The sequence below is a fragment of the Salimicrobium halophilum genome (assembly GCF_900100295.1).
In the GTDB taxonomy this organism is placed as follows: Bacteria; Bacillota; Bacilli; order Bacillales; family Halobacillaceae; genus Salimicrobium; species Salimicrobium halophilum.
Genome location: NZ_FNEV01000012.1, coordinates 23,325 through 47,223 on the forward strand (window position 1 = coordinate 23,325; position 23,899 = coordinate 47,223).

Below are 23,899 nucleotides of genomic sequence, written 5' to 3' on the forward strand. Positions count from 1 at the left end.
GGAAGCTGTAAAGGCGGAGGAATGGTTATTATGAATGGAGTAAAAGACTTTTTGCGTCCTCAGGAAGACATCGCATCGATCATTGATGGGGTGAAAGGCGGCGTGAAAGAACAGATGGTGGCCGGAGTGTCGGGCACTTCTAGAAGTATGCTCGTTTCCATCGTACAGGAAGCGGTGGACAAGCCGGTGCTTCTCATCACCCACCAGCTGAATCAGGCTCAGCAATTGTATGAAGATCTGCAGGAGTGGTCGGACGAATGTCCGGTGCACCTTTATCCGGTCAATGAATTGATCGCTTCTGAGATTGCGATTGCGAGTCCTGAACTGAAAAGTCAGAGGATCGATGCTTTGAATGAATGGTTGCATGAAGCATCCGGGATATGTATAGCACCTGTAGCGGCATTGAAGCGTATCATGCCGCCTATTTCCTATTGGCAGGAAGCCCGGCTGTCTTTTACAACAGGTGAAGATATAGACCTTGATCACTATTTGTCGAAGCTTGTTAGAATCGGATATGAGCGTGTCGGAATGGTTTCATCTCCAGGAGAGTTCTCCATGCGTGGAGGGATTCTGGATATTTATCCGCTTACCGAAGAGAATCCTCTGCGTATTGAGTTGTTCGATACAGAAGTCGATTCTATACGGACGTTCGACGTAGAAACACAGCGTTCGAAAGAAAAACTTGAAAGCGCCGTCATCAAACCGGCGACCGAAATGCTTCTGAAGCCCGAGGATTATGCCAGAGCTCTTCATCAATTGGATAATGCCTATCAGGCGACGATCGGCAAATGGTCCGATAACGAAGCGAAACAGACCCTTTATGAAGAAATTTCCCATGATAAAGAACGTCTCGAACAGCAGGAACCATTTGAGAACATGTATAAATACATGAACTTTTTTTATGAAGATACGAAAAGTCTATTGGACTATCTGTCTGAGGATGGGCTGATCTTCTTCGATGAAATGAGTCGGATCCAGGAGACGGCTCAACGTCTAGATGAAGAAGAAGCCGAATGGCATCGTAATCTCCTTGAGAACGGCCGGACGGTAAGAGATCTCCGTATTTCGCATGACTGGCATGACATCTGGTCCAAAACGACGCACCAGCGTGTGTACCTTTCTGTATTCATGCGCCACATCCCGTCGACTCAGCCGGGGAATGTTGTGAACATTACCGGGCGTCAGATGCAGGAATTCCACGGTCAGATGAACTTGCTGAAAAACGAGATGGAGCGGTGGCAGAAGCAGGAGTTCTCGGTGGTCATCGCTGCTCCTAACGAACAACGTAAAGAAAAAGTGCATTCGGTGCTTGAGGATTACGACATGGAAGCCATCATAGGCGGGGAGGACGTATCACTTCCGGTGTCCACGCCGGTGATTGTCGATAGTACCCTCCGAGCCGGGTTTGAGTGGCCGCTTCACAAGATTGCTGTCCTTACAGAGAGGGAACTCTTCAAGAAAAGTACACCGAAGAAGCGGAAAAAGAAAGAAAAGATATCGAATGCCGAGAGAATCAAGAGTTACCAGGAATTGAACGTCGGCGATTACGTCGTTCATTCCCATCACGGGATCGGGAAATACTTAGGAATAGAAACGCTCGAATCCGGCGGGACGCATAACGATTTTCTCATGGTCCAGTATTCCGGCAACGACAAGCTGTTTGTACCTGTCGAGCAGATCGATCTGATCCAGAAATATGTCGGATCCGAAGGGAAAGAGCCGAAGATCTACAAACTCGGCGGCTCGGAATGGGCGAAGGTGAAACGACGTGTCCAGTCATCGGTAGAGGATATTGCGGATGACCTGATCGAGATCTACGCCGAACGCGAAGCTTCCCGGGGGCATTCCTTCGAACAGGACGGGGAGATGCAGAAAGAGTTCGAGGAAGCATTCCCTTATGAAGAAACCCCGGACCAGATCCGGTGTATCGAAGAAATCAAACATGATATGGAGCGGGTGCGCCCGATGGATAGACTTCTGTGCGGAGATGTCGGCTACGGCAAGACGGAAGTCGCTCTTCGTGCTGCATTCAAAGCGATTGCGGAAGGTAAGCAGGTCGCTATCCTCGTCCCGACGACGATTCTTGCCCAGCAACACTATGAAACCCTTACAGAGCGGATGCAGGATTTCGGAGTGAATATAGGGCTTATGAGCCGGTTCCGGACACGGAAGCAGCTGAAGGAGAACTCGGAAGGATTGAGAAAAGGTCTTGTCGACATCGTCGTCGGTACGCACAGGCTGCTGTCGAAAGATGTAGAATTCAAAGACCTCGGTCTTCTGATCGTCGATGAAGAGCAGCGGTTCGGGGTGAAGCACAAGGAGAAGATCAAACAGCTGAAAGCGAACGTAGATGTACTGACACTTACGGCCACTCCTATTCCACGTACGCTTCACATGTCGATGCTCGGGGTTCGTGACTTGTCTGTCATCGAAACACCTCCGGAGAACCGTTTCCCTATTCAGACCTATGTCATCGAGTACAATCCGGTTTTCATCCGTGAGTCGGTAGAAAGGGAAATGGCGCGTAACGGACAAGTATTCTTTCTATATAATCGAGTGGAGAATATCGAACGGATGGCTGCGCATATAGCGGAGCTGGTACCGGAGGCGAGAGTAGCGTTCGCTCATGGTCAAATGAATGAGACGGAGCTTGAAAACGTCATGTTCTCGTTCCTCGAAGGGGAGTATGATGTCCTGGTCAGCACGACCATCATTGAGACCGGTGTCGATATTCCGAATGTGAACACGCTTATCGTCTATGATGCGGATAAGATGGGTCTCAGCCAGCTTTATCAGATCCGTGGCCGTGTCGGTAGATCCAATCGTGTCGCCTATGCCTATTTCACCTACCAGCAGAACAAAGTGCTGACGGAAGTCGCGGAGAAGCGTCTTGAGGCGATCAAGGAGTTCACGGAGCTCGGGTCCGGCTTCAAGATTGCGATGAGAGACTTGTCGATCCGGGGAGCGGGGAATCTTCTCGGTGCCCAGCAGCATGGATTCATCGATTCCGTCGGGTTCGATATGTACTCCCAGATGCTGAAGGATGCAATCGAAGCGAAACGGCAAGGGAAAACACCCGAAGCCGTGCAGCCGTTCCAGCCTGAGCTACAGCTCGATCTCGATGCTTATCTTCCGGGTGACTATATTTCTGATGAGAAACAGAAAATCGATATGTATAAACGGTTCCAGACCGTAGAGTCGGAAGAAGATGTCCACGACCTTCGTGATGAACTGATCGACCGTTTCGGAGATTATCCGGAGCAGGTGGAGAAATTATTCAAGGTAGCTGTGTTGAAACATAAGGCGAAGAAGGCGCGGATCGAAGAAATAACGGAGAAGAAACACATGATCGAAATGGTAATGGAAAAAGAACAGAGCCAGGCGATCGACGGGGCGAAACTGTTCGAGATGGCGAATCAGTACGGTCGTATGGTGCAGCTTGGCACGGACGAAAATCAATTGAACGTCCGGTTCCGCCTGGACAGGAATACCAAGCCTCGAAGGTATGAACTCATAGAAGAATTCATCGATCGTCTTCCTGAAATGATGCGGGACGAAGGGTGATGCATAGGATTTCCCTCTTTATCCATACTAAGACCAGTCTATGGAAAAGGAGGGAATGCGTGTGAAAGCAACCGGTATTGTCAGAAGGATCGATGATCTCGGGCGTGTCGTCGTACCGAAAGAAATAAGGCGCACGCTCCGGATCAGGGAAGGGGATCCTTTGGAAATCTTTGTCGACCGGGAAGGTGAAATCATTCTGAAGAAATATTCGCCGATCCTGGAGCTTGAGGGAATAGCTAAAGAATACGCGACGTCTTTATCTGAGGAAACGGGAATGACCGTTTTATTCAGTGATCGCGATGCTTTCGTTTCTATTGCCGGAACTTCCGGGAAGAAATATAAGGGTTCGCGAATCGGCGCTGAGTTCGAAAAAGCGATGGCCGGAAGGAAGCCGGTGATGGAGAAGCATCCGGAACCGAAGGAAATGGTGAAAGGTGAAGAAATGGATCTCATTTCTTATATGATTGTTCCTATTTTCTCTCATGGAGATGTCATTGGCTGCGTTGCTGCCTGGAATACAGAAGGAGCGCCGATGGAAGACGAGGTCGGTCTTTCGTTGAGGGTAGCTGCTCTTTTTATAGGGAAACAGATGGAATGAAACCGGTGATGTCACGACATCTCCGGTTTGCTTTTGTGTGCCGGGGCGGTGCTTAGGATTTTATGCGACACTTTTTGAACAAAATCAGGTCAAAATCACCGTATATGATTTTGTATCCGACAGTTTTGGAGTAGATGGATGAAAAAATGGAGCATACTATAAGTTATGAGGCACTTTTGTAGTTGCTTGATGCAATTTCTGTCGGATAACTTCCTAGGCGGGGTGATTCCGTTCTTCTATTTGTCCAGTTGCGCCATCCAGAAACCGGAGCCATAAGCAGCCTCGCCTTTTTTGGGGAAAGCACTCAAAAGAAGCCAAGGCTGCTTATGACTAAGGTTTCTACGCGGGATGGCTCCACATTTCATGTCTACTTGTGACTGAAGTTTCTAAGCAGGGTGATCCCGCTTTTCTATGCTATAATAAAAGAAAAGGGTTTTGGTATGTCTTCTAAATGGTTGAAAGGTGCTGCGTGGCTTTTCGTGGCAGGGGTTATAGGGAAAGTATTGAGTGCCGGCTATCGGATCCCTCTTCAGAATCTGGGGGGAGATGTCGGTTTTTATGTATATCAGCAGATCTATCCGATCATCGGAATAGGTATCGTTTTTGCTTTGCAGGGGATACCCGCAGCTGTGTCTCGGGTTATTGCAGACGGGGCATCCATGTCGATCTCCTCTTTTTACATACCCATTCTCACCTGGCTATCCGCTTTTTTCTTCGCACTGGCAGCCATCGGCTATGCGAGCGCTTCTTCGATAGCCGGTTTTATGGGGGATGAGCAGTTGACTTCGTCCCTGGAAGCGTCCTTTCTTATCTTCCTGGTCGTTCCGTTTTTAGCTGCACTGCGCGGAATATTTCAGGGAAAAGAAGATATGAAGACCTCTGCCGTCTCTCAGCTTATCGAACAGTTTGTGCGGGTCGTCGGGATTCTCATAGCCAGTGCTGCTGCTTATATGATCGGCGATGTCTATCTAATCGGGACAGGAACAGCCACAGCGGTAGTAACAGGTATGGTGCTTTCCTGTATATATCTGGGCTGGAAATGGAGCAGAAATGCCTTCTCGACGAAGGGCAAGGAGAGCATCCCGCGCTTTTTTTATGTGCGTCGTGTTGTTTTTTATAGTCTTCTGATAGGTATTAACTACATGCTGATGCTTCTTTTGCAGCTCGCTGATGCCTTCACATTCGTCCCGCTTCTGACGGAGAACGGGTACAAAGTGGCAGAGGCACGGGAGTGGAAAGGAGTGTATGATCGGGCACAGCCGCTCATTCAGCTCGTGCTCGTCCTTGCTTCCTCCGTCGCTTTGTCGCTATTGCCGGCAGTCGTACGGGCGGATAATGCGAAGCAGGCGGTAGCTCAGGCGATGACGATCACTTTGTTGATCAGTACGGCGGCGTGTGTCGGGCTTCTCGTTCTGTTTCCTGAAATAAACCGGCTTTTTTATCTGGATACTTCAGGAACCGGTGTTCTTCGACTGCAAATGGTGAACGTCATCCTGGTTTCCATAGCCGTAACTTCGGCTTCCGCGCTTCAGGGGCTCGGGTATGTAGGGAAGACGGCTGCTGTAATATGTGGCGGACTTATAGTTAAAGTGATAGGGAACGTAATACTGATTCCGCACTTCCACGAATATGGAGCGGCTCTGGCTTCTATTTTCGCAGCTGGCTTCATCGTCATCATCCATGTACAATTGCTGAAAAGAAAACTACATAGAAACCTATTCATATGGAGGAAGGGACGGCTTCTGCCTGCACTTCTTGGTATGGCAGGGGTGATAGGGATGCTTCAGTCCGTCTACAGTCCGGATAGTCGTCTGGTGCTGTTGGGATGGGTCCTGGTCTTATCCGGAGCGGGAGCTTTCCTTTACGGCTTTTTGCTGAGGCAATTCCGCACGGTCCCTGACACGGTGGTCCCTTCCGAATGGAGAAAATGGATAGTGAAGGAGGATTCCTGAATGGGAAGAATACGAATCATCGGCCTCGGGGCAGGGGATATAGATCAGCTCCCTCTCGGCGTCTATCGGACGCTGACATCCGGAGAAAACAGAATATTCACGCGTACAATGGATCATCCGGCTGTTCTATCCCTTCAGAGTGAGGGAGTAACATTCAAGAGTTTTGATGAAGTATATGAGCGCTTCGATTCTTTTGAAGAAGTGTATCGTGCGATTACCGGAGAGTTGCTCGAAGCATCGGAGGCAGCGGATATTTGCTACACGGTTCCGGGTCACCCGATGGTTGCCGAACGTACGGTTCAACTTCTTCTCGATCAAAAGGATAGAGAAGTCACAGTTGAGGGAGGCCAAAGTTTCCTCGACGATACATTCAAGGCTCTACGGATCGATCCGATTGAAGGGTTGCAGTTCATAGATGCTACCGGTTTTGAAAGAAAAGACGTATCGTATCGTCAGCACACCCTGTTTTGTCAGGTGTACGACACGATGATCGCCTCTGAAGTGAAATTGACGCTTCTCGAGGATTTACCGGCCGACTATCCGGTAACGATTGTGACAGCAGCCGGCAGTGAGAAGGAGCGGGTTGAAACGGTCTCCCTGGAGGAACTCGATCGGGAAGTGGTAGTGGATAATTTGACGAGTGTCTACGTTCCGCCGGCAAATGCTGAATCATTGAGTCATCAGTTCGGGGAATTACGCCACGTGATTGCCAGGCTTCGCGGGCCTGGAGGATGTCCGTGGGATCAAAAACAGACCCATGCGTCTCTGAAGAAGTATCTGATTGAAGAAGCGTACGAAGTGATTGAAGCGATCGACTCCGAAGATGACGAGCATCTTGCGGACGAACTCGGAGATGTGTTGCTTCAGGTGATGCTCCACAGTCAGATAGGAGAAGACGAGGGTTATTTCACCATTGATGACGTCATCCGATCTGTTACGGAGAAAATGATCCGGCGCCATCCTCACATCTTCGGTGATACGCAGGTACAGACGACCGAAGACGTCAATCGCAACTGGGAAGCCATCAAGCAGGAAGAGAAGCACACCTCGGGACGCGAATCGCTTCTCGACGGCGTATTGAAACACTCACCGGCACTTCTGCAGGCGATCGATCTCCAGAAGAAAGCTTCCAAAGTCGGATTCGACTGGAATTCAAAGGCAGCTGTTCTTGATAAAATGAAAGAAGAGTGGGAAGAGTATACGTCTGCCGAGTCGAAACGCGAACAGGAGAAAGAACTCGGGGATTTCCTATTCACTGTCGCTAACCTTGCAAGGCACGACAAGATTGATGCAGAGCTTGTACTACAGGAAACGAACCGAAAATTCCGCAGGCGCTTCACCTTTTTGGAAGAAGAAGCAGAGCGCAGCGGTCAACGGTTAGAAAAGATGCCATTAGAGGAATTGGAACAGTGGTGGATCAAAGCAAAAGAGAAGGAGAGAGACGATTTATGAGATTGGATAAATTTTTGAAGAATGCCCGATTGATCAAACGGAGAACACTTGCGAAGGAAGTGGCGGACCAGGGGAGGATCCAGATTAATGGACAGCCCGGCAAAGCAGCCAGTAAGCTCAAATCCGGAGACGAATTGCGTATTCAATTCGGTCAGAAGATCCTGACGATCGAAGTGAAGGAATTGAAAGAAACCGTTCGAAAAGAAGACGCAGCGGATCTTTACGAAATCAAAAAAGAAGAACCCGTAAATAAGGACTGAGTTCTAAACAGCCCCTTTCTCGCATAGCTTGTACTAGAGAAAGGGGCTGTTTTTTATGGAACAGGGACAGACGCCAAAAAAAGAACATTCGATCAACCTGAAGGATAGAAAGACACTCGAGATGACAGGAATCAAAGAAGTGGACAGCTTTGACAGCGAAGAATTTCTTCTGGAAACGGTACTTGGCTACATGGTGGTAAGGGGACGGGAACTGCAATTGAAGAACTTGGACGTCACGGGCGGAGAGGTATCGATCAGCGGCTATATCCAGGAAGTGGCCTATGTAGAGCAGGCGAACGGATCGAAAGAGAAAGGATTCTGGGGACGGATGTTCCAATGACATTGACCGAGCAATTTTGGACGATGTTTGCGATGATAGGCGGTGGGGCGGGTGTGGGAGCTTTTACGGATACGTGGCGTACGTGGAGGGTACGTCCATTTGTCCTCGTGGCAATAGGGGCCGGAATTCTTCAGGGGATGATGATCTTCTGGTTGCTTTATCAGGTGAACGAAGGAATTATACGAATCTATGTATTTCTTGCGCTTGGATGTGGATTTGCTTTCTATCAGGCACTTCTTCGTCCTTTTTATTTGGAGTGCCTTTCTTTCGTCACCCGCACCTTCAGAGGGATCATCAAAGTGGTCGGTGTTCTCCTGCGTCCGTTTCGACGCTTGATTCTCTTTGTTTATCGGCTTGTAAAAAAGGGAATTACTTACATAGCGTGGATGCCTGTGAACAAAGGCTGGCGTGCTCTTCGGGCGTATGTGAGAAAAATACTACGCAAATAAAAGGATTTATAGGTTACAATGAAGAAAAAACATGTATAATGAGTGAAAGGAGGCTTGTGAAGCTATGAATGAAAAGAAGTCGGTGACGCGGCTGGATTCTACATACATGGATCAGTACGATGCCCATGTAGAGAGACAGGGGAGAAAGAAGAAGCGACTTCTCCGCCGTCTGGCTTTGTTCGCTTTGCTCACGCTGATCGTAACAAGCTCACTCGCTATTTATCACGTGCAACAACGGATGGTATACGCTGAGAAAAAAGAGGAATATGAACAGTTGCAGGAAGAGATGGGATCCCTTAAGGAAAGCGAAGAAAACCTGAGGGAAGAGATTGAACTGCTGAATGAAGAAGAGTATGTGCTCGAGATCGCCAGAAGTAACTATTTCTTCTCCAAAGAAGGAGAAATCATATTTAAACTTCCAAATGAAGAACCTTCATATTGACACTTTTTTTCAAGCTTATATATAATAACTAAGTAGGAAATTCTTTTATCGAACTTTTAAGGAGGAGCATTTTTTTTATGGCCATTGAAGTAGGCAGCAAGTTGCAGGGTAAGGTAACAGGGATCACTAATTTCGGAGCATTCGTCGAGCTCCCGGAAGGGCAGACCGGCTTGGTTCACATTAGTGAAGTTGCCGATAACTATGTCAAAGACATTAATGAACATCTGAGTCGCGGGGACGAAGTACTAGTAAAAGTCATTAATGTAGGGGACGATGGTAAGATCGGTCTTTCCATCAAAAAAGCGAAGGAAACTCCAAAGCGTTCTCAGCCCCAAAAACCTCGTAAGCCGGAAGAATCTTTTGAACAAAAGATGAACCGCTTCATGAAAGACAGTGATGAACGTTTGACGTCACTGAAAAAGCATACGGAATCGAAACGCGGAGGCCGCGGCTCTAAGAGAGGGTAGTTTGCTGTCTATGACAATCGAGGAACTATGCAAGACGAAGCCGGAATCGTCCCGGCGATAAATGAAAACGCATGGAAACGGATCTTTGTAATCCGTCTCCATGCGTTTTTTTTAATGAGATTCAGTTCAGGAGCCATCTCATCAAACGTTACTTTAATCTAAAAAAACCCCTGTAGAAAATAATTATTTTCTACAGGGGTTTTAAATGATGACCCGTACGGGATTCGAACCCGTGTTACCGCCGTGAAAGGGCGGTGTCTTAACCACTTGACCAACGGGCCGGGTATGGCGGCGGAGGGAATCGAACCCACGACCTCACGGGTATGAACCGTACGCTCTAGCCAGCTGAGCTACGCCGCCGTTGTTTTAAGCACAGGGATTATAATACACAATCCTAAAAAAACTGTCAACGGTTATGTAGGAAATTTTCATAATCAGAATATTCCGTTTCTCTTTCTTTGCAGAATAACAGTGAAAAACAGAGAGGAGGCTCATATATTTTGGTACGGCACTCCTCTTATTTTGACAAGGTCCTCAGTTTTCCTGTGGTTAAATGAATAACAGGAAAAAGGAGTGATACGGTATGGCAGAGGTAATAGCCCGCCCCTTCTCACGTCTGAGGAAGAGGGGAATGATCGGGAAACGTGTGAAAGAGTCTTTTTCATGGGAACTGGCCGGAATTATGGTTCTCGGTTTGTTGTTGAGCCGAGCTGTCATTCTCTCAGTGATGGCTCCGTTTGCTATAGCTTTTGCCGCGGTGGTCTGGAAGAAAAGAAAGTCCGCGTTTTTACCGGTTGCTGTTGCGATTTCTATTGGCGGTTTTACGTTCAGCATCGAATACGGCGTATTTCAGGTGGTGGCTCTTGTTTCCTTCATGTTGTTTCACTTTTTTGTGCGTTCACCAAGATGGACGCCTATCGTTGCGGCTGTTTCCTGTCTGACAGCACGGGCGATATGGTTTGGACCTTCCTATATGTACGAATGGATGCTTGCCGGTGTCGAAGCACTGTTTTGCCTGCTTCTTGTTCTTATCTTTATGCAGAGTCTCCGCTTATTATCACCGGATCGTTATTCTCTTACCCTGCGCCATGAAGAAGTCATCTGCTTCCTTATTCTGGTGGCGTCTGTGTTCACAGGAATGATCGGCTGGAATATAGCAGGCGTGCAGTTAGCGGAAGTCACGGCTTATGTCCTCTTGTTAATGTTGGCATATGCTGCAGGTGCTGCTATCGGCGCTACGACAGGCGTGGTGATCGGCCTCGTATTGAGCCTGGCCCAGGCAGATTACTTGTACCATATGAGCCTCCTCGCTTTTTCAGGGGTGCTTGGAGGCATGCTGAGAGAAGGGGGGCGCTTCGGGGTAAGTATCGGTTTCCTCATCGGTACGGTATTGATGAGTGCTTATACTCCGGAATACTTATCTTTTTATGATTCTGTGCAAACCGCAGGGGTGGCTGTCGTTCTGTTCTTTTTGGTTCCCGGGAAAGTGTTGGAGCGACTGGCCGGGTTTATTCCCGGAACGAAGGAGCATGAATTGGAAAGGAATAAGTACGTCGAAGAAGTTCGCGACGTCACTGCCAGACAGATAGACAGGTTTTCGAGTGTGTTCAGGACGATCGCTCACAGTTTTAAAAAGGCGGGGGAGGGCAGGAGAGAGGATGTTGGAATGGAGAAAGATCGCCTGCTCAGTGATGTCACCGCCCACACCTGTCAGCTTTGTTTCAAGAAAGAGAACTGCTGGGTGAAGGAATTCGGACAGACCTATCAGTTGTTTACGAATCTGGAGAGGGACTTGCAGAAACAGGATGAACTGGAGCCGCTCACTTCCATGTATTTGGAGAAGCACTGTGTGAAGCCCGAGAAAGTCGTCCGGGTGATGAGGGAAGAAATGACGAAGCACGAAGCCAACCGTCATCTCGTTCATCAAATCACCGAAAGCAGACGTTTTGTAGCAGAGCAGTTATCCGGTATATCCGAGGTGATGGAGAACTTCTCTGAAGATCTTATGAAAGAAAGGAAGCAGTATGAAGACATAGAGCACAGAATCAAGAGGCAACTCGATGAAGATTCGATCCGTCTGAAGAAGCTCGATATCTATTCGCTTGAGCGGGGCAATGTAGATATCGAAATGGGGGTGGCTTTTGATGATTATCGGGGAGAGGCGGCTAAGCTGATTGCTCCTTACTTATCGGACATGCTTGAGGAAACGATTGTATTGACGAATAAAGCTTCGGAGTCCGGGAGCTCAGGGCTTTATCATTTTCATTTCACGTCCGCAAAGAATTTCACCGTATCTCCGGGGATTTCTCACATGGCCAAAGGGGGAGGGCTCGTGTCGGGAGACAGTTACGCGGTCATGGAGGTAGGGAAAGGAAAGCAGATCTTAGCGATCAGTGACGGGATGGGGAACGGGGAAAGGGCTCATGTGGAGAGTGCGGAAGCTCTTCATCTATTAAAACAGATGCTTCATTCCGGCCTGAAAGAATCGATGGCACTCGAAACGATCAACTCGATCCTGTCGCTTCGATCGACAGAAGAGATATTCGCCACCATGGATATCGCGGTCATCGATCTGCATAAAGCCACTTCACGTTTCATCAAAATCGGTGGCATTCCAAGTTATATCAAAAGAGGGAAGGAGTTAATCAAGATAGAAGCGGGAAACCTTCCTATCGGTATTCTTCCGGAAGTGGACGTGGAAACGAAGCAAGTGGAACTGAAAGCCGGGGACCTCGTCATCATGGTAAGTGATGGAGTAGTCGAAGGCTTGAAGGGGGTGGGCGACAAAGAAGGATGGCTCGAGGATAGAATCAGGGCTCTCAGGACGAGAGATCCTCAACAGGCATCTGATGAATTATTGGAACAGGTACTTAGGAACCAGGGAGATCTGAAAGATGACATGACGATTATTGCAGGGAGAGTGGACCACTTTACACCACAGTGGAGTGCGATATCGACAGCACAATAGTGGAGGTTGGTCTGAGGGGGATGTTTTACAGGACTTCGGTGTGTGCACCGGAGTCTTTTTTTCTATAGATATTCCGGGCAAGTCGGGAGTTGCGATTTCGATTTTGTTATCCTGTGCGGACGTGCCGGGAGTTTTTGCGGACCTTTGACGTTTGTTTACGGACCTTCGACAAGATTCGACGCTCATTCGCGGAGCTGAAGAGGATTTTCACGGACTTGGCCTGATTTCCTGAGCGGGATGTCACCGCTTTTCATTAGGGGTGTGGGGTGATACGATGGAGGAAGAAAATCAATAGGAGTGACAGACGTGCAAAAAGTGGCTGCGTTTATCGGGAAACATGGGTTGATTTCAGAAGGGGACACGATAGTTGTCGCGGTTTCCGGAGGGCCGGATTCGCTTGCACTGCTTCATTATCTTAATGAATGGAGAAAGGTATCCCCGCTTACGGTAGTCGCAGCTTCTGTGGATCACGGATTGCGGGGCGAAGGGTCGCGGAGAGATTGTGAATATGTAGAGAATGTATGTGAACAGCTTTCTCTTCCTTTCGAACAAATCACTCTTGATGTGGAGTTACATAAACGGGATAAGGGAATAGGTACTCAAGAAGCGGCGCGGGAGCTTAGGTATGAAGCGCTCGCGGGTGTGATGCGCAAGTATGGAGCGGACTCGCTTGCTCTCGGTCATCACGGAGACGATCAGACTGAGACGTTGTTCATGCAGCTCGTGCGAGGAGCGAACCCTCAGAGTGTGACGGGTATACCGGTGGCGAGAGAGTTCGCAGGAGGGCGCATCATCCGTCCATTCCTTCCTCTTACCAAAGATGAAATCGAGGCTTACTGCAGGAGCCGGAAGATAAATCCGAGGTACGATCCTTCCAATGAAGAAACGGTCTACACCAGGAACGCTTTCCGACACTCGCTTCTCCCTTTCCTGAAAGGTCAGAATCCGAAGCTTCACGAGCATATCCAGGCTTACAGTGAGCGGAGGTACGAAGAGGAAGCGTTTCTTACAGAGAAAGCCGGAGAACTCATGGAAGAAGTGGATGTTTCCGATAAGGAAGCTACCCTTTCCATCAAATCGTTCAAACGTCATCCCATTGCTTTACAAAGAAGAGCCTTTCATCTAATATTAAACTATCTGTACAATGATCAAGTGGAAGATATTACTTACATTCACGAAGATTTATTTTTACAATTAATGGATGGTGGTCGCGTAAACAGTTCCCTGGATTTTCCGAAAGGGCTTATGATTACGAGGGCATACGATCAAGTATCGTTCACATTTGCAAGACCTGAGCGGGATCTCCCCCTTTCTAGTGAACTTTATCCGGACGAAAGTGTCGCCTGGTGGGGCGGGGCCGAGATTTCCGCGGAGAGAACTTCAGAGGTGGGCGGTACTTCTTTGTATGAATTCATATGTGATACAACTCACGTGACGTTCCCTCTTCTTATAAGGACGAGGCAGCACGGGGATCGTATGAAGCCTGTAGGAATGAAGGGCACGAAAAAGATAAAGGATATTTTTATCGATCAGAAGATTCCGGCTAAGGAAAGGGATCACTGGCCGATTGTTACTGATAGTGATGGTGTGATTCTATGGATTCCGGGAGTGAAAAAAGCGGCAGTGGAAGTCTCTTGTGATTCACTGGTGCGTTTGAAGTACAACAGATCTGGTAGGAGGAACGGTAATGCATAATGAGATTGAACGGATTTTGATTTCCGAAGAAGAGATACAGGATAAATGCAGAGAAATAGGAGAAGAACTATCGAAGGAATATGAGGATCGCTTTCCTTTGGCTATTTGTGTGCTGAAAGGCGCCATGCCTTTCATGTCAGATCTCGTAAAGCGTATGGATATCCATTTGGAAATGGATTTCATGGATGTATCGAGCTATGCAGGAATGCGTTCTACAGGAGAAGTGAAAATCGAAAAAGACCTGGATACGCAAGTGGAAGGCCGCGACCTTTTGATCATCGAAGATATCATTGATAGTGGACGTACTCTCAGCTATCTCGTCGATCTGTTCAAATACAGAAAAGCGAACTCCATCAAAATTGTGACATTGCTGGATAAACCTGCAGGGCGCAATGCCGACATCAAGGCTGATACCATCGGTTTTGAAGTGCCGGATGAGTTCGTGGTGGGGTATGGCCTCGACTACAATGAGAAATATAGAAACCTGCCTTACATCGGTGTGTTGAAGCCTGAGATTTATGGCGGGGAAGATAATTAAACTGTCAATAGGTATTATTTGTAGGAAGCGAATTCAGTATGGTACTATTTACTGTAGTTTTCTCTCTATAGGAGGAGGTAGGCAATGAATCGGATATTCAGAAATACAATTTTTTACTTACTTATCTTCCTCGTTATCATCGGCATACTAAGCCTGTTTCGAGGTCAAGGTGAGCCACAGGAAACCCTTTCTGTGAACCAATTTTTAGATAGACTCGATAATGGAGAAATCCAGGAACTGACCTTACAGCCTGTTAACAACGTGTACGTAGCGAAAGGTCAACTAGAAGGCGGAGGGGAAGATAACTCCTTCAGTGTGCACCTTCCTGCGAACGAGCAGTTCATTTCTCAAGTGACGGAGACGGCTACGAGTCAAAGTATCCTGAACGTCGAAGAGGAAGAACAGCCTAGCGCATGGGTGACATTCCTTACAGGAATTATTCCATTCGTCATCATCTTCATTCTATTCTTCTTCCTGCTGAACCAGTCTCAGGGCGGCGGAAGCAAGGTCATGAACTTCGGTAAGAGTAAAGCGAAGATGTACAGTGATGATAAGAAGAAAGTACGATTCAAAGATGTCGCAGGTGCAGACGAGGAGAAACAGGAACTTGTCGAGGTCGTCGACTTCCTGAAAGATCCTCGTAAGTTCACGCAAGTCGGCGCCCGTATTCCGAAAGGGGTTCTGCTTGTAGGACCTCCAGGTACAGGTAAGACGCTTCTTGCGCGTGCTGTAGCGGGAGAAGCAGGAGTGCCATTCTTCTCCATCAGTGGTTCCGACTTCGTTGAGATGTTCGTCGGTGTCGGTGCTTCCCGTGTTCGTGACTTGTTCGAGAATGCGAAGAAGAATGCGCCATGTATCATTTTCATCGATGAAATGGACGCTGTTGGTCGTCAACGTGGTGCCGGACTCGGCGGCGGTCACGATGAGCGTGAACAGACGTTGAACCAGTTGCTTGTAGAAATGGATGGGTTCGGAGCGAATGAAGGAATCATCATGATTGCCGCTACCAACCGCCCGGACATCCTTGACCCTGCCCTTCTTCGCCCGGGACGTTTCGACCGTCAGATTACGGTTAACCGCCCGGATGTGAAAGGTCGTGAGGCAGTACTTGGTGTTCACGCTAAGGATAAGCCTCTGGGAACAGATGTCGATCTGAAGACGATTGCCCTTCGTACGCCAGGTTTCTCCGGAGCGGATCTTGAGAACCTTCTTAACGAAGCAGCTCTCGTAGCGGCTCGTACGGATAAAGAAAAAATCGAGATGGAGGACGTGGATGAAGCGATCGACCGCGTCATTGCAGGTCCTGCGAAGAAGAGTCGTGTCATTTCGAAAAAAGAACGCGATATCGTCGCGCACCACGAAAGTGGACACACCATTATCGGCATGGTGCTTGATGATGCGGATATGGTTCATAAGGTTACGATCGTTCCACGCGGACAGGCGGGCGGTTATGCCGTAATGCTTCCGAGAGAAGATCGTTACTTCATGACGAAACCGGAACTCTTCGACAAGATCACCGGTCTGCTTGGCGGACGTGTTGCTGAAGAGATTATGTTCGGTGAGGTCAGCACTGGAGCTCATAACGATTTCCAACGTGCGACAAGCATTGCTCGCAGCATGGTGACAGAGTACGGTATGAGTGAAAAACTCGGACCGCTTCAGTTCGGTTCCAGTCAGGGTGGTCAGGTCTTCCTTGGACGTGACATCCAGAATGAACAGAACTACAGCGATCAGATCGCTTTTGAAATCGACAGGGAAATTCAGAACTTCATCAATTATTGCTATGACCGTGCTAAGAATATTCTTACAGAGAACAAAGATAAGCTTGAATTGATGGCGCAAACGCTTCTCGAAGTGGAAACGTTGGATGCCACAGAAATCAAGTATCTGTTCGAAGAAGGTCGTATGCCTACTGAGGAAGAAATGGAAGAACTGGCTAAGAAGAACAACTCTGATCTTCATAAGTCCGCTTCTCTTGAAGAGAGTGACGACATGAAAGTGAACGTCCAATCGAAAGAAGAAGAGACTTCAAACGAGGAGACTTCTGAATCTGTGGAAGAAACACAAGGTACAGAAGAAACAAGCGATGAGTCTACGGATGAAGATAAGCGTAAAGAATAGAGTGTGATTTCAGGAAGCTGCGCCTTTGGTGCAGCTTTCTTTTTGGATGTAGGAGAGATTTGAGGTAATAAAGAGGATCTTCCTTAAGAAAATGTTCCATAATTGAAGTTATCATCCATTTTCATCCTATATCCATACTGGAAATGCCTGATTGCTATAAATATAAGACATTTTTTCAGGTCAAGCTTTCAGAAATGCCTCATAAGCTGCCAGGGAGTTCTCCCTGAAGCGCTCTCTCAAAGGCTTATGACCAGTGTTTCTAAGCGGGGTGATTCCACTTTTCAAACAATCTGGCTATACCATCCAAAATCCCGTGGTCTAAGCAGACTGGATCAGAAAAAAGAAAGAGCACTTTTGTCTGACCGGTCTGCTTAGCCCAGAGCTTTTAAGCGGGATGGTTCCGCTTTTTATACCCTTATGATATTATAAGAGCCGAATGACAAATGATGGAGGCTTTTTCGATGAACTTTGTGCTCGATGTAGGGAATACAAACACAGTATTAGGTGTTTTCGATGAAGATGATTTAAAATATCATTGGCGGATCAAGACGGACCGTCATAAAACAGAAGATGAGTACGGAATGCTGATCCAGTCTTTATTTGCTTATGAAGGTCTCGAGTTTTCAGATATAGAAGGGGTGACGATTTCTTCCGTCGTCCCACCGATTATGTATTCGCTTGAACTTGTGGCGGAGAAATATTTTCATAAAACACCGATTGTCATCGGAGCCGAGCAAGTCGTAGAAGGATTGGAGATGACGTATCCGAATCCTGCGGAGATAGGGGCGGATCGTATCGTGAACGCGGTCGGAGCCATCGAGGATTATTCGACGCCCGCAATAATCATCGATTTCGGTACGGCGACTACGTACTGCTATGTGGATGAAAAGGGCCGCTATACCGGTGGGGCTATTGCTCCGGGGATCAATATTTCCATGGAAGCTTTGTATGCCAAAGCCGCTAAATTGCCGAAAATAGAGATGAAACAGCCGGAGGACGTCGTCGGGAAGTCCACGGTAGAAGCTATGCAGTCCGGCGTGTTTTACGGATATGTAGGTCAGGTGGATGAAGTTGTTCGCAGAATGAAGGAATCGGCACAGGGAGAAGAGCCTGTCGTAATTGCTACAGGAGGGCTGGCGAACCTGATAGCCAATGAATCGCGGACCATCGATCACGTCGATCCTTTCCTGACATTAAGAGGATTGAACGTCATTTATAATAGAAACAAGGATAAAGAAATATTCCGAGGAGGTAAACAATGAAAGACCATTTAATTCGAGCGACAGCGTTTGATGGACAGGTACGTGCTTACGCTATTCAATCGACAGATATCGTAGAAGAAGCGAGACGCCGTCATGATGTATGGGCGACGACTTCTGCAGCACTTGGACGTACGCTTACGATCGGTTCCATGATGGGAGCGATGATGAAAGGCGACGACAAGATGACGATCAAGGTGGAAGGGGACGGACCGGCTGGTGCCATTATTGTAGATGCGGCATCCAATGGTAACGTGCGTGGGTATATCCAGAACCCTCACATTGATTTCGATTCCAATGAACACGGCAAATTGGATGTGAAACGGGCAGTCGGCACAAGCGGCTCGATCAGCGTCGTGAAAGATCTTGGACTGAAAGATTACTTTACGGGTCAGGTTCCTATCGTCTCCGGTGAAATTGCCGAAGATTTCACGTATTACTTCGCCAATTCGGAGCAGGTGCCTTCCGCTGTAGGTGCAGGTGTTCTCGTGGATACAGACTACACGATCATGGCAGCCGGCGGATTCATCATCCAGATGCTTCCGGGAGCAACGGATGAAACGATCGGGGAAATCGAGCGCAGACTTTCTGAGATGAAGCCTGTTTCGACTCTTGTAAAAGAAGGAAAGACACCGGAAGAACTGCTCAATACGATTCTGAGCTCTGACAATGTGAATGTCCTCGACTCTCTTCCGGTAGAGTTCGAGTGCCATTGCTCGAGGGAACGTATCGAAACGGCGATTGCCAGTCTCGGTGATGAAGAAATCGATAAAATGATCGAAGAAGATGGAGGGGCGGAAGCGACCTGTCATTTCTGCAACGAAGTCTACCAGCTCACAGCTGATGATTTGAGAGATCTCCAGTCTACTTCCGAAAGCAGAGAATAATTCTCTGCTTTTTTTCATACATAAAAATTGACATGGAAGGACTTTTTGTTTAGATTAGAGTCAAACCCTATTAAAATACTGGGAATTAGGAGTGGTTAGATGAGAATTGCTGATAACGTAACCGAACTTGTGGGAAAGACCCCTGTAGTGAAGTTGAACGGAAGTGCAGAAGAAGACCACGCAGACATTTACTTAAAACTTGAATATATGAACCCCGGAAGTTCTGTGAAAGACAGGATTGCTCTTGCTATGATCGAAGCGGCAGAAAAAGAAGGGAAATTGAAAGAAGGCGACATCATTGTCGAGCCTACAAGTGGTAACACGGGAATAGGCCTTGCGATGATTGCTGCTGCCAAAGGCTATCAGGCGAAACTTGTCATGCCGGACACGATGAGTCAGGAGCGTCGCAATCTTTTGCGTGCTTACGGAGCTGAACTAGTACTGACGCCTGGTCCTGAAGGAATGAAAGGGGCAATCAAAAAAGCTGCGGAGCTGAGTGAAGCTCACGGCTATTTCATGCCTCAACAGTTCGACAATCCGGCGAACGTAGAAGTCCACGCCAACACGACGGGCCCTGAAATCGTGGAACAGATGGGTGATCAGCTTGATGCGTTTGTTGCTGGTATCGGTACAGGAGGTACGATTACAGGTGCCGGCCGAGTACTCAAAGATAAATACAAAGATATCGAAATCGTAGCCGTCGAACCGGAGGATAGCCCGATCCTTTCAGGTGGTAATCCGGGACCCCATAAAATCCAGGGGATCGGAGCCGGTTTTGTTCCATCGATCCTGGATACGGATATCTATAATGAGATCATTAAGGTGACTACGGAACAGTCGTTCGAGGAAGCGCGAGCAGCTGCCCGGAAAGATGGCATCCTCGGAGGGATATCTTCCGGAGCGGCAATCTACGCAGCGAAACAGGTCGCAAAGCGTCTCGGAAAAGGGAAGAAAGTTCTTGCGATCATTCCGAGTAATGGGGAGAGATATCTGTCTACTCCTTTATATCAATTCGACGACAAGTAAGCACAACCGAAGTGCGATAACTGCATTCCTTTCAGGGGAATGCAGTTTTCTTTTGCTTCTGAATCAGTTATTATCGATATAGAAAACGGGAAAAGTCAGGTGAATCTAATGAACGTATTACAAGTTGGAAATAAACACTACTCCTTGGATAAAGAAACGTTAGTGATGGGGATCTTGAACGTTACACCCGACTCTTTTTCCGACGGAGGGCACTACAATGAGATAGAGCGTGCCATATCTCATGCCGTTCAGATGGAAAAGGACGGAGCGCATATCATTGATATCGGGGGAGAATCGACCCGCCCCGGTCATGAACCGGTAGCAGCAGAAGAAGAAATTGCCCGCGTTATTCCTGTGATAAGAGAAGTGAAGAAACACGTATCTGTACCGATTTCGATTGATACGTATAAATCGAATGTTGCTGAAGAGGCGGTGAGAGCCGGCGCTGATATGATCAATGACGTATGGGGGGCGAAGCATGATCCCGAAATTGCTTCCGTGGCAGCTCGCCTGAACGTACCGATTGTTCTCATGCACAACCGCAAGGATAAGAATTATTCCTCCCTTATAGAGGATATGAAAACGGACCTTAGAGAGAGCGTGCACATTGCTCGAAAAGCTGGCGTGCCGGAAGAGAACATCATTCTCGACCCCGGGATAGGGTTTGTGAAGACGAAGGAAGACAATCTTCGTGTCATGCGCCATCTATCCGATTTTCATGAACTGGGATACCCGATTCTGCTCGGAACATCGCGGAAACGATTCATCGGAGATGTTCTTGAGGTGGAAACGGCTGAACGAATGGAAGGTACTGGAGCCACGGTGTGTTATGGAGTGGCGCAAGGTGTTCAAATCGCGAGGGTGCACGATGTGAAAGAAATCGTGCGCATGACAAAAATGATGGATGCAATGATGGGAAGGAGTACACAGGATGGATAAGATATATTTGAACAGCATGAAGTTTTACGGATATCACGGCTTGTTCCCGGAGGAGAATAAGCTTGGTCAGCATTTTACCGTCGACTTGGAACTCGAGGCAGAGTTGAAGGAAGCAGCCGCAACCGACGATATGACGAAATCGATCGATTATGGAGCGGTTCACGAGGTGACGAAGAAAATTGTAGAGGGACCGGCACGGAACCTGGTGGAAACCGTGGCAGAAGAAATTGCAGCCAAGCTTTTTGAAGAATTCGGAATGCTTGAAGCATGTCTCGTACGTGTGAATAAGCTTCACCCACCGATTCCAGGACATTACGATTCCGTATCGATTGAAATTTACCGGAGTAAGAGCTGATGCAGAGGGCGTATATTGCGCTCGGTTCCAACATCTCTCCGAGGAAAAGGTATCTGCAGGAAGCGATCCGCCTCCTTGAAGAGAATCCGGCCATTTCGGTGGACGGGCAGTCTTTCATTTATGAAACGGATCCGGTGGGTTACGTAGAGCAGGACGATTTTTTGAATATGGTCATTGCGGTAGATACCTCCTTTTCTCCTCTTGCACTCCTGGATGCTTGTCAGGAAGTAGAAGATTCATTGGGACGGGTGAGGAGCATTAGATGGGGACCGCGTACGATAGACCTTGATATTCTGATTTTTGAAGGCGCAGAGATGAACACAGAGCGTTTGGTGCTGCCTCACCCTTATCTGTACGAACGGGCATTTGTGCTTGTTCCTCTGGCTGATGTGAACAGAGACCTGTGTGTTCCCCCGGAGGGAAGGACTGTTGATTCTTTGGTAGAAGACCTTTCAAAAGAAGAAGTAGCAGCGGTTCGCAGGTATCTATAAACAAGGTACTAATCGTTGACACCCGGGAACGTCTTTTCTATACTAATCAATAGTACGATACTGCCAGTGTGCTATGCTGGCAGTTTTCTTCGTTGAAGCGGCAAAATCAAACATAGAACGGAGTGAGAGAACATGGCTGAAGAGATGAATGAATATATGCAAGTCCGTCTCGACAAAATGAACAGCTATAGAGAACAGGGGATCGATCCTTTTGGTGATAAGTTTGAACGCACCCATCTGGCTGAAGATCTTCATGAACAATACGGAGAGATCTCCAAGGAAGACCTGGAAGAGCAGCAGGCGCCTGCTATCGTAGCCGGCAGAATTATGACTAAGCGCGGAAAAGGAAAGACGGGCTTTGCTCATATCCAGGACCTCAGTGGACAAATCCAGCTTTATGTACGTAAGGATGAAATCGGGGAAGAGAACTACGAACTTTTCAAATCTGCAGATATGGGAGATATCGTAGGTGTGGAAGGGGTCATGTTCAAAACGAACGTAGGGGAGCTTTCTGTTAAAGCGCAGAAATTCCATATGCTTACGAAATCCCTTCGCCCGTTGCCTGAGAAATTCCATGGTTTGAAAGATGTAGAGCAACGCTATCGCCAGCGTTACCTCGATCTCATTACGAACCCGGACAGTAAGGAAACGTTCATCACCCGCAGTAAAATCATCCAATCGATGCGTCGTTATCTCGACGGTCTCGGTTTCCTTGAAGTAGAGACACCGATGATGCACGGTATCCCGGGTGGTGCTGCGGCGCGTCCATTCGTCACCCACCACAACGCTCTTGATACAGAGCTCTACATGCGTATCGCTATCGAGCTGCACTTGAAGCGGTTGATTGTAGGTGGTCTGGAGAAAGTATATGAAATCGGACGAGTCTTCCGTAACGAAGGAGTATCCACACGTCACAATCCTGAATTTACGATGCTTGAATTGTATGAAGCATACGGGGACTACCATGACATCATGGACCTCACGGAAGAGCTTATTGCTCATATCGCTAAAGATGTACTTGGAACGACGAAGGTTTCTTATGAAGAAACAGAGATCGATCTGGAGCCGAAGTGGGCTCGTCTCCATATGGCAGATGCCATTAAAGAGGAAACGGGTGTAGACTTCTGGCAGCAGATGAGTGATGAAGAAGCGAAGCGCCTTGCAGATGAGCACGGAGTAGAGGTCGACGACAATATGACGTTCGGTCACATCATGAATGAATTCTTCGAACAGAAAGTGGAAGAGAAGCTTATTCAACCTACCTTCGTCTATGGTCACCCGATCGAAATTTCTCCACTGGCGAAACAGAATCCGGAAGACGAACGATTCACGGATCGTTTCGAGTTATTCATCGTAGGAAGAGAGCATGCGAATGCCTTTTCTGAGTTGAATGATCCGATCGACCAGCGCAGACGTTTTGAAGCACAAGTAGAAGAAAGGGAAGCAGGAAATGATGAAGCACACTTAATGGATGAAGATTTTCTCGAGTCCCTCGAATATGGAATGCCTCCTACAGGTGGACTTGGAATCGGCATCGATCGTCTTGTGATGCTTTTGACAAATTCAGCATCGATCCGCGATGTATTGCTATTCCCGCAAATGAAACAGAAACAATAAATGATCCAGGAGCAAGTTGCTTATGTATAGGCGACTTGCTCTTTTATCATATCGATAGACACTATCACAGCAGGGTGTGAACAAGGTTGATGATAAGAAGGATATTATCAGAAAAATTTTTTAATTTTATACCTATTGCACACCCTGAATAATCATGGTACATTATTAAACGTCGCATTGAGGAAAGCCATTCACGGCAAACCGAAAGCGAAAAAGAATATAAAAAGTTGTTGACGGAAAACACACCAACATGATATATTAATTAAGTCGCTGTTTTGAGAGCGACACGGTAGATCTTTGAAAACTGAACAATGTTTTATGCCATGCGTCAATTTTTTTAAAATTACTATTGAGCTAATCAATACTCTTATGGAGAGTTTGATCCTGGCTCAGGACGAACGCTGGCGGCGTGCCTAATACATGCAAGTCGAGCGCGGGAAGCGAGCTGAAGCCCTTCGGGGCGGACGCTCGTGGAACGA

The 23,899-nt window shown here is 47.7% G+C and carries 20 protein-coding genes, 2 tRNA genes and 1 rRNA gene; 21 read left to right on the forward strand and 2 right to left on the reverse strand.

What is annotated here, in order from left to right; all coding sequences use genetic code 11:
* The first annotated feature begins 30 nt into the window (after positions 1–30).
* The 9 genes from mfd to BLQ44_RS14795 all read left to right on the forward strand — a co-directional run bounded on the left by mfd (position 31) and on the right by BLQ44_RS14795 (position 9,524).
* On the forward strand, positions 31–3,564 hold the full coding sequence (gene mfd, locus BLQ44_RS14755; RefSeq protein ID WP_093194664.1) for a transcription-repair coupling factor: 3,534 nt from the start codon (positions 31–33) through the stop codon (positions 3,562–3,564).
* Positions 3,565–3,625: 61 nt separating this feature from the next.
* Positions 3,626–4,162 carry a stage V sporulation T C-terminal domain-containing protein gene (locus tag BLQ44_RS14760; protein ID WP_093194665.1) on the forward strand — a complete coding sequence of 179 codons (537 nt, stop codon included), beginning with the start codon at positions 3,626–3,628 and terminating at the stop codon, positions 4,160–4,162.
* A 440-nt stretch (positions 4,163–4,602) separates the two neighbouring features.
* Positions 4,603–6,114, forward strand: coding sequence for a putative polysaccharide biosynthesis protein (locus tag BLQ44_RS14765; RefSeq protein WP_093194666.1), 1,512 nt, complete (start codon positions 4,603–4,605; stop codon positions 6,112–6,114).
* The gene (gene yabN, locus BLQ44_RS14770) at positions 6,115–7,566 is read left to right on the forward strand and encodes a bifunctional methyltransferase/pyrophosphohydrolase YabN (protein ID WP_093194667.1); all 1,452 of its coding nucleotides are present in this window, start codon (positions 6,115–6,117) and stop codon (positions 7,564–7,566) included.
* Positions 7,563–7,826 carry an RNA-binding S4 domain-containing protein gene (locus BLQ44_RS14775; RefSeq protein WP_093194668.1) on the forward strand — a complete coding sequence of 88 codons (264 nt, stop codon included), beginning with the start codon at positions 7,563–7,565 and terminating at the stop codon, positions 7,824–7,826. The genes yabN and BLQ44_RS14775 overlap by 4 nt, the downstream gene beginning before the upstream one ends.
* A 55-nt stretch (positions 7,827–7,881) precedes the next feature.
* Positions 7,882–8,166, forward strand: a complete 285-nt coding sequence (gene yabP, locus BLQ44_RS14780) for a sporulation protein YabP (RefSeq protein ID WP_093194669.1) — start codon at positions 7,882–7,884, stop codon at positions 8,164–8,166.
* Positions 8,163–8,615 carry a spore cortex biosynthesis protein YabQ gene (gene yabQ, locus BLQ44_RS14785; RefSeq protein WP_093194670.1) on the forward strand — a complete coding sequence of 151 codons (453 nt, stop codon included), beginning with the start codon at positions 8,163–8,165 and terminating at the stop codon, positions 8,613–8,615. Before yabP ends, yabQ begins: the two co-directional genes overlap by 4 nt.
* Before the next feature lie 64 nt (positions 8,616–8,679).
* On the forward strand, positions 8,680–9,057 hold the full coding sequence (locus BLQ44_RS14790; RefSeq protein ID WP_093194671.1) for an FtsB family cell division protein: 378 nt from the start codon (positions 8,680–8,682) through the stop codon (positions 9,055–9,057).
* A 77-nt stretch (positions 9,058–9,134) separates the two neighbouring features.
* Positions 9,135–9,524 carry a S1 domain-containing RNA-binding protein gene (locus BLQ44_RS14795; protein WP_093194672.1) on the forward strand — a complete coding sequence of 130 codons (390 nt, stop codon included), beginning with the start codon at positions 9,135–9,137 and terminating at the stop codon, positions 9,522–9,524.
* 209 nt (positions 9,525–9,733) lie between these two features.
* Here the strand turns inward: BLQ44_RS14795 and BLQ44_RS14800 are convergent.
* Both BLQ44_RS14800 and BLQ44_RS14805 read right to left on the reverse strand, forming a co-directional pair.
* Positions 9,734–9,805, reverse strand: a tRNA-Glu gene (locus BLQ44_RS14800).
* Positions 9,806–9,810: 5 nt separating this feature from the next.
* Positions 9,811–9,884 (reverse strand) — tRNA-Met (locus BLQ44_RS14805).
* 223 nt (positions 9,885–10,107) lie between these two features.
* On the opposite strand from BLQ44_RS14805, the gene spoIIE reads away from it, so the two are divergent.
* The 12 genes from spoIIE to BLQ44_RS14865 all read left to right on the forward strand — a co-directional run.
* Positions 10,108–12,492, forward strand: coding sequence for a stage II sporulation protein E (spoIIE, locus tag BLQ44_RS14810; protein WP_093194673.1), 2,385 nt, complete (start codon positions 10,108–10,110; stop codon positions 12,490–12,492).
* A 306-nt stretch (positions 12,493–12,798) separates the two neighbouring features.
* Positions 12,799–14,187, forward strand: a complete 1,389-nt coding sequence (gene tilS, locus BLQ44_RS14815; RefSeq protein ID WP_143004725.1) for a tRNA lysidine(34) synthetase TilS — start codon at positions 12,799–12,801, stop codon at positions 14,185–14,187.
* Positions 14,180–14,725: a hypoxanthine phosphoribosyltransferase gene (gene hpt, locus BLQ44_RS14820; protein ID WP_093194675.1), complete on the forward strand. Its 546-nt coding sequence runs from the start codon at positions 14,180–14,182 to the stop codon at positions 14,723–14,725. The genes tilS and hpt overlap by 8 nt, the downstream gene beginning before the upstream one ends.
* An 84-nt stretch (positions 14,726–14,809) precedes the next feature.
* Positions 14,810–16,846 carry an ATP-dependent zinc metalloprotease FtsH gene (ftsH, locus tag BLQ44_RS14825; RefSeq protein WP_093194676.1) on the forward strand — a complete coding sequence of 679 codons (2,037 nt, stop codon included), beginning with the start codon at positions 14,810–14,812 and terminating at the stop codon, positions 16,844–16,846.
* Between the two features lie 461 nt (positions 16,847–17,307).
* Positions 17,308–18,108, forward strand: coding sequence for a type III pantothenate kinase (locus tag BLQ44_RS14830; RefSeq protein WP_093194677.1), 801 nt, complete (start codon positions 17,308–17,310; stop codon positions 18,106–18,108).
* Positions 18,105–18,992, forward strand: coding sequence for an Hsp33 family molecular chaperone HslO (hslO, locus tag BLQ44_RS14835; RefSeq protein ID WP_093194678.1), 888 nt, complete (start codon positions 18,105–18,107; stop codon positions 18,990–18,992). The genes BLQ44_RS14830 and hslO overlap by 4 nt, the downstream gene beginning before the upstream one ends.
* Positions 18,993–19,091: 99 nt before the next feature.
* Positions 19,092–20,018: a cysteine synthase A gene (cysK, locus tag BLQ44_RS14840; protein WP_093194679.1), complete on the forward strand. Its 927-nt coding sequence runs from the start codon at positions 19,092–19,094 to the stop codon at positions 20,016–20,018.
* Between the two features lie 108 nt (positions 20,019–20,126).
* Entirely contained in the window at positions 20,127–20,957 is an 831-nt protein-coding gene (gene folP / locus BLQ44_RS14845; protein ID WP_143004726.1) for a dihydropteroate synthase, read from the forward strand.
* The gene (folB, locus tag BLQ44_RS14850) at positions 20,950–21,312 is read left to right on the forward strand and encodes a dihydroneopterin aldolase (protein WP_093194680.1); all 363 of its coding nucleotides are present in this window, start codon (positions 20,950–20,952) and stop codon (positions 21,310–21,312) included. The genes folP and folB overlap by 8 nt, the downstream gene beginning before the upstream one ends.
* Positions 21,312–21,803, forward strand: a complete 492-nt coding sequence (gene folK, locus BLQ44_RS14855; RefSeq protein ID WP_093194681.1) for a 2-amino-4-hydroxy-6-hydroxymethyldihydropteridine diphosphokinase — start codon at positions 21,312–21,314, stop codon at positions 21,801–21,803. Before folB ends, folK begins: the two co-directional genes overlap by 1 nt.
* Positions 21,804–21,935: 132 nt before the next feature.
* Positions 21,936–23,420 carry a lysine--tRNA ligase gene (gene lysS / locus BLQ44_RS14860; RefSeq protein WP_093194682.1) on the forward strand — a complete coding sequence of 495 codons (1,485 nt, stop codon included), beginning with the start codon at positions 21,936–21,938 and terminating at the stop codon, positions 23,418–23,420.
* 366 nt (positions 23,421–23,786) lie between these two features.
* Positions 23,787–23,899, forward strand: a 16S ribosomal RNA gene (locus BLQ44_RS14865); the annotation flags it as partial.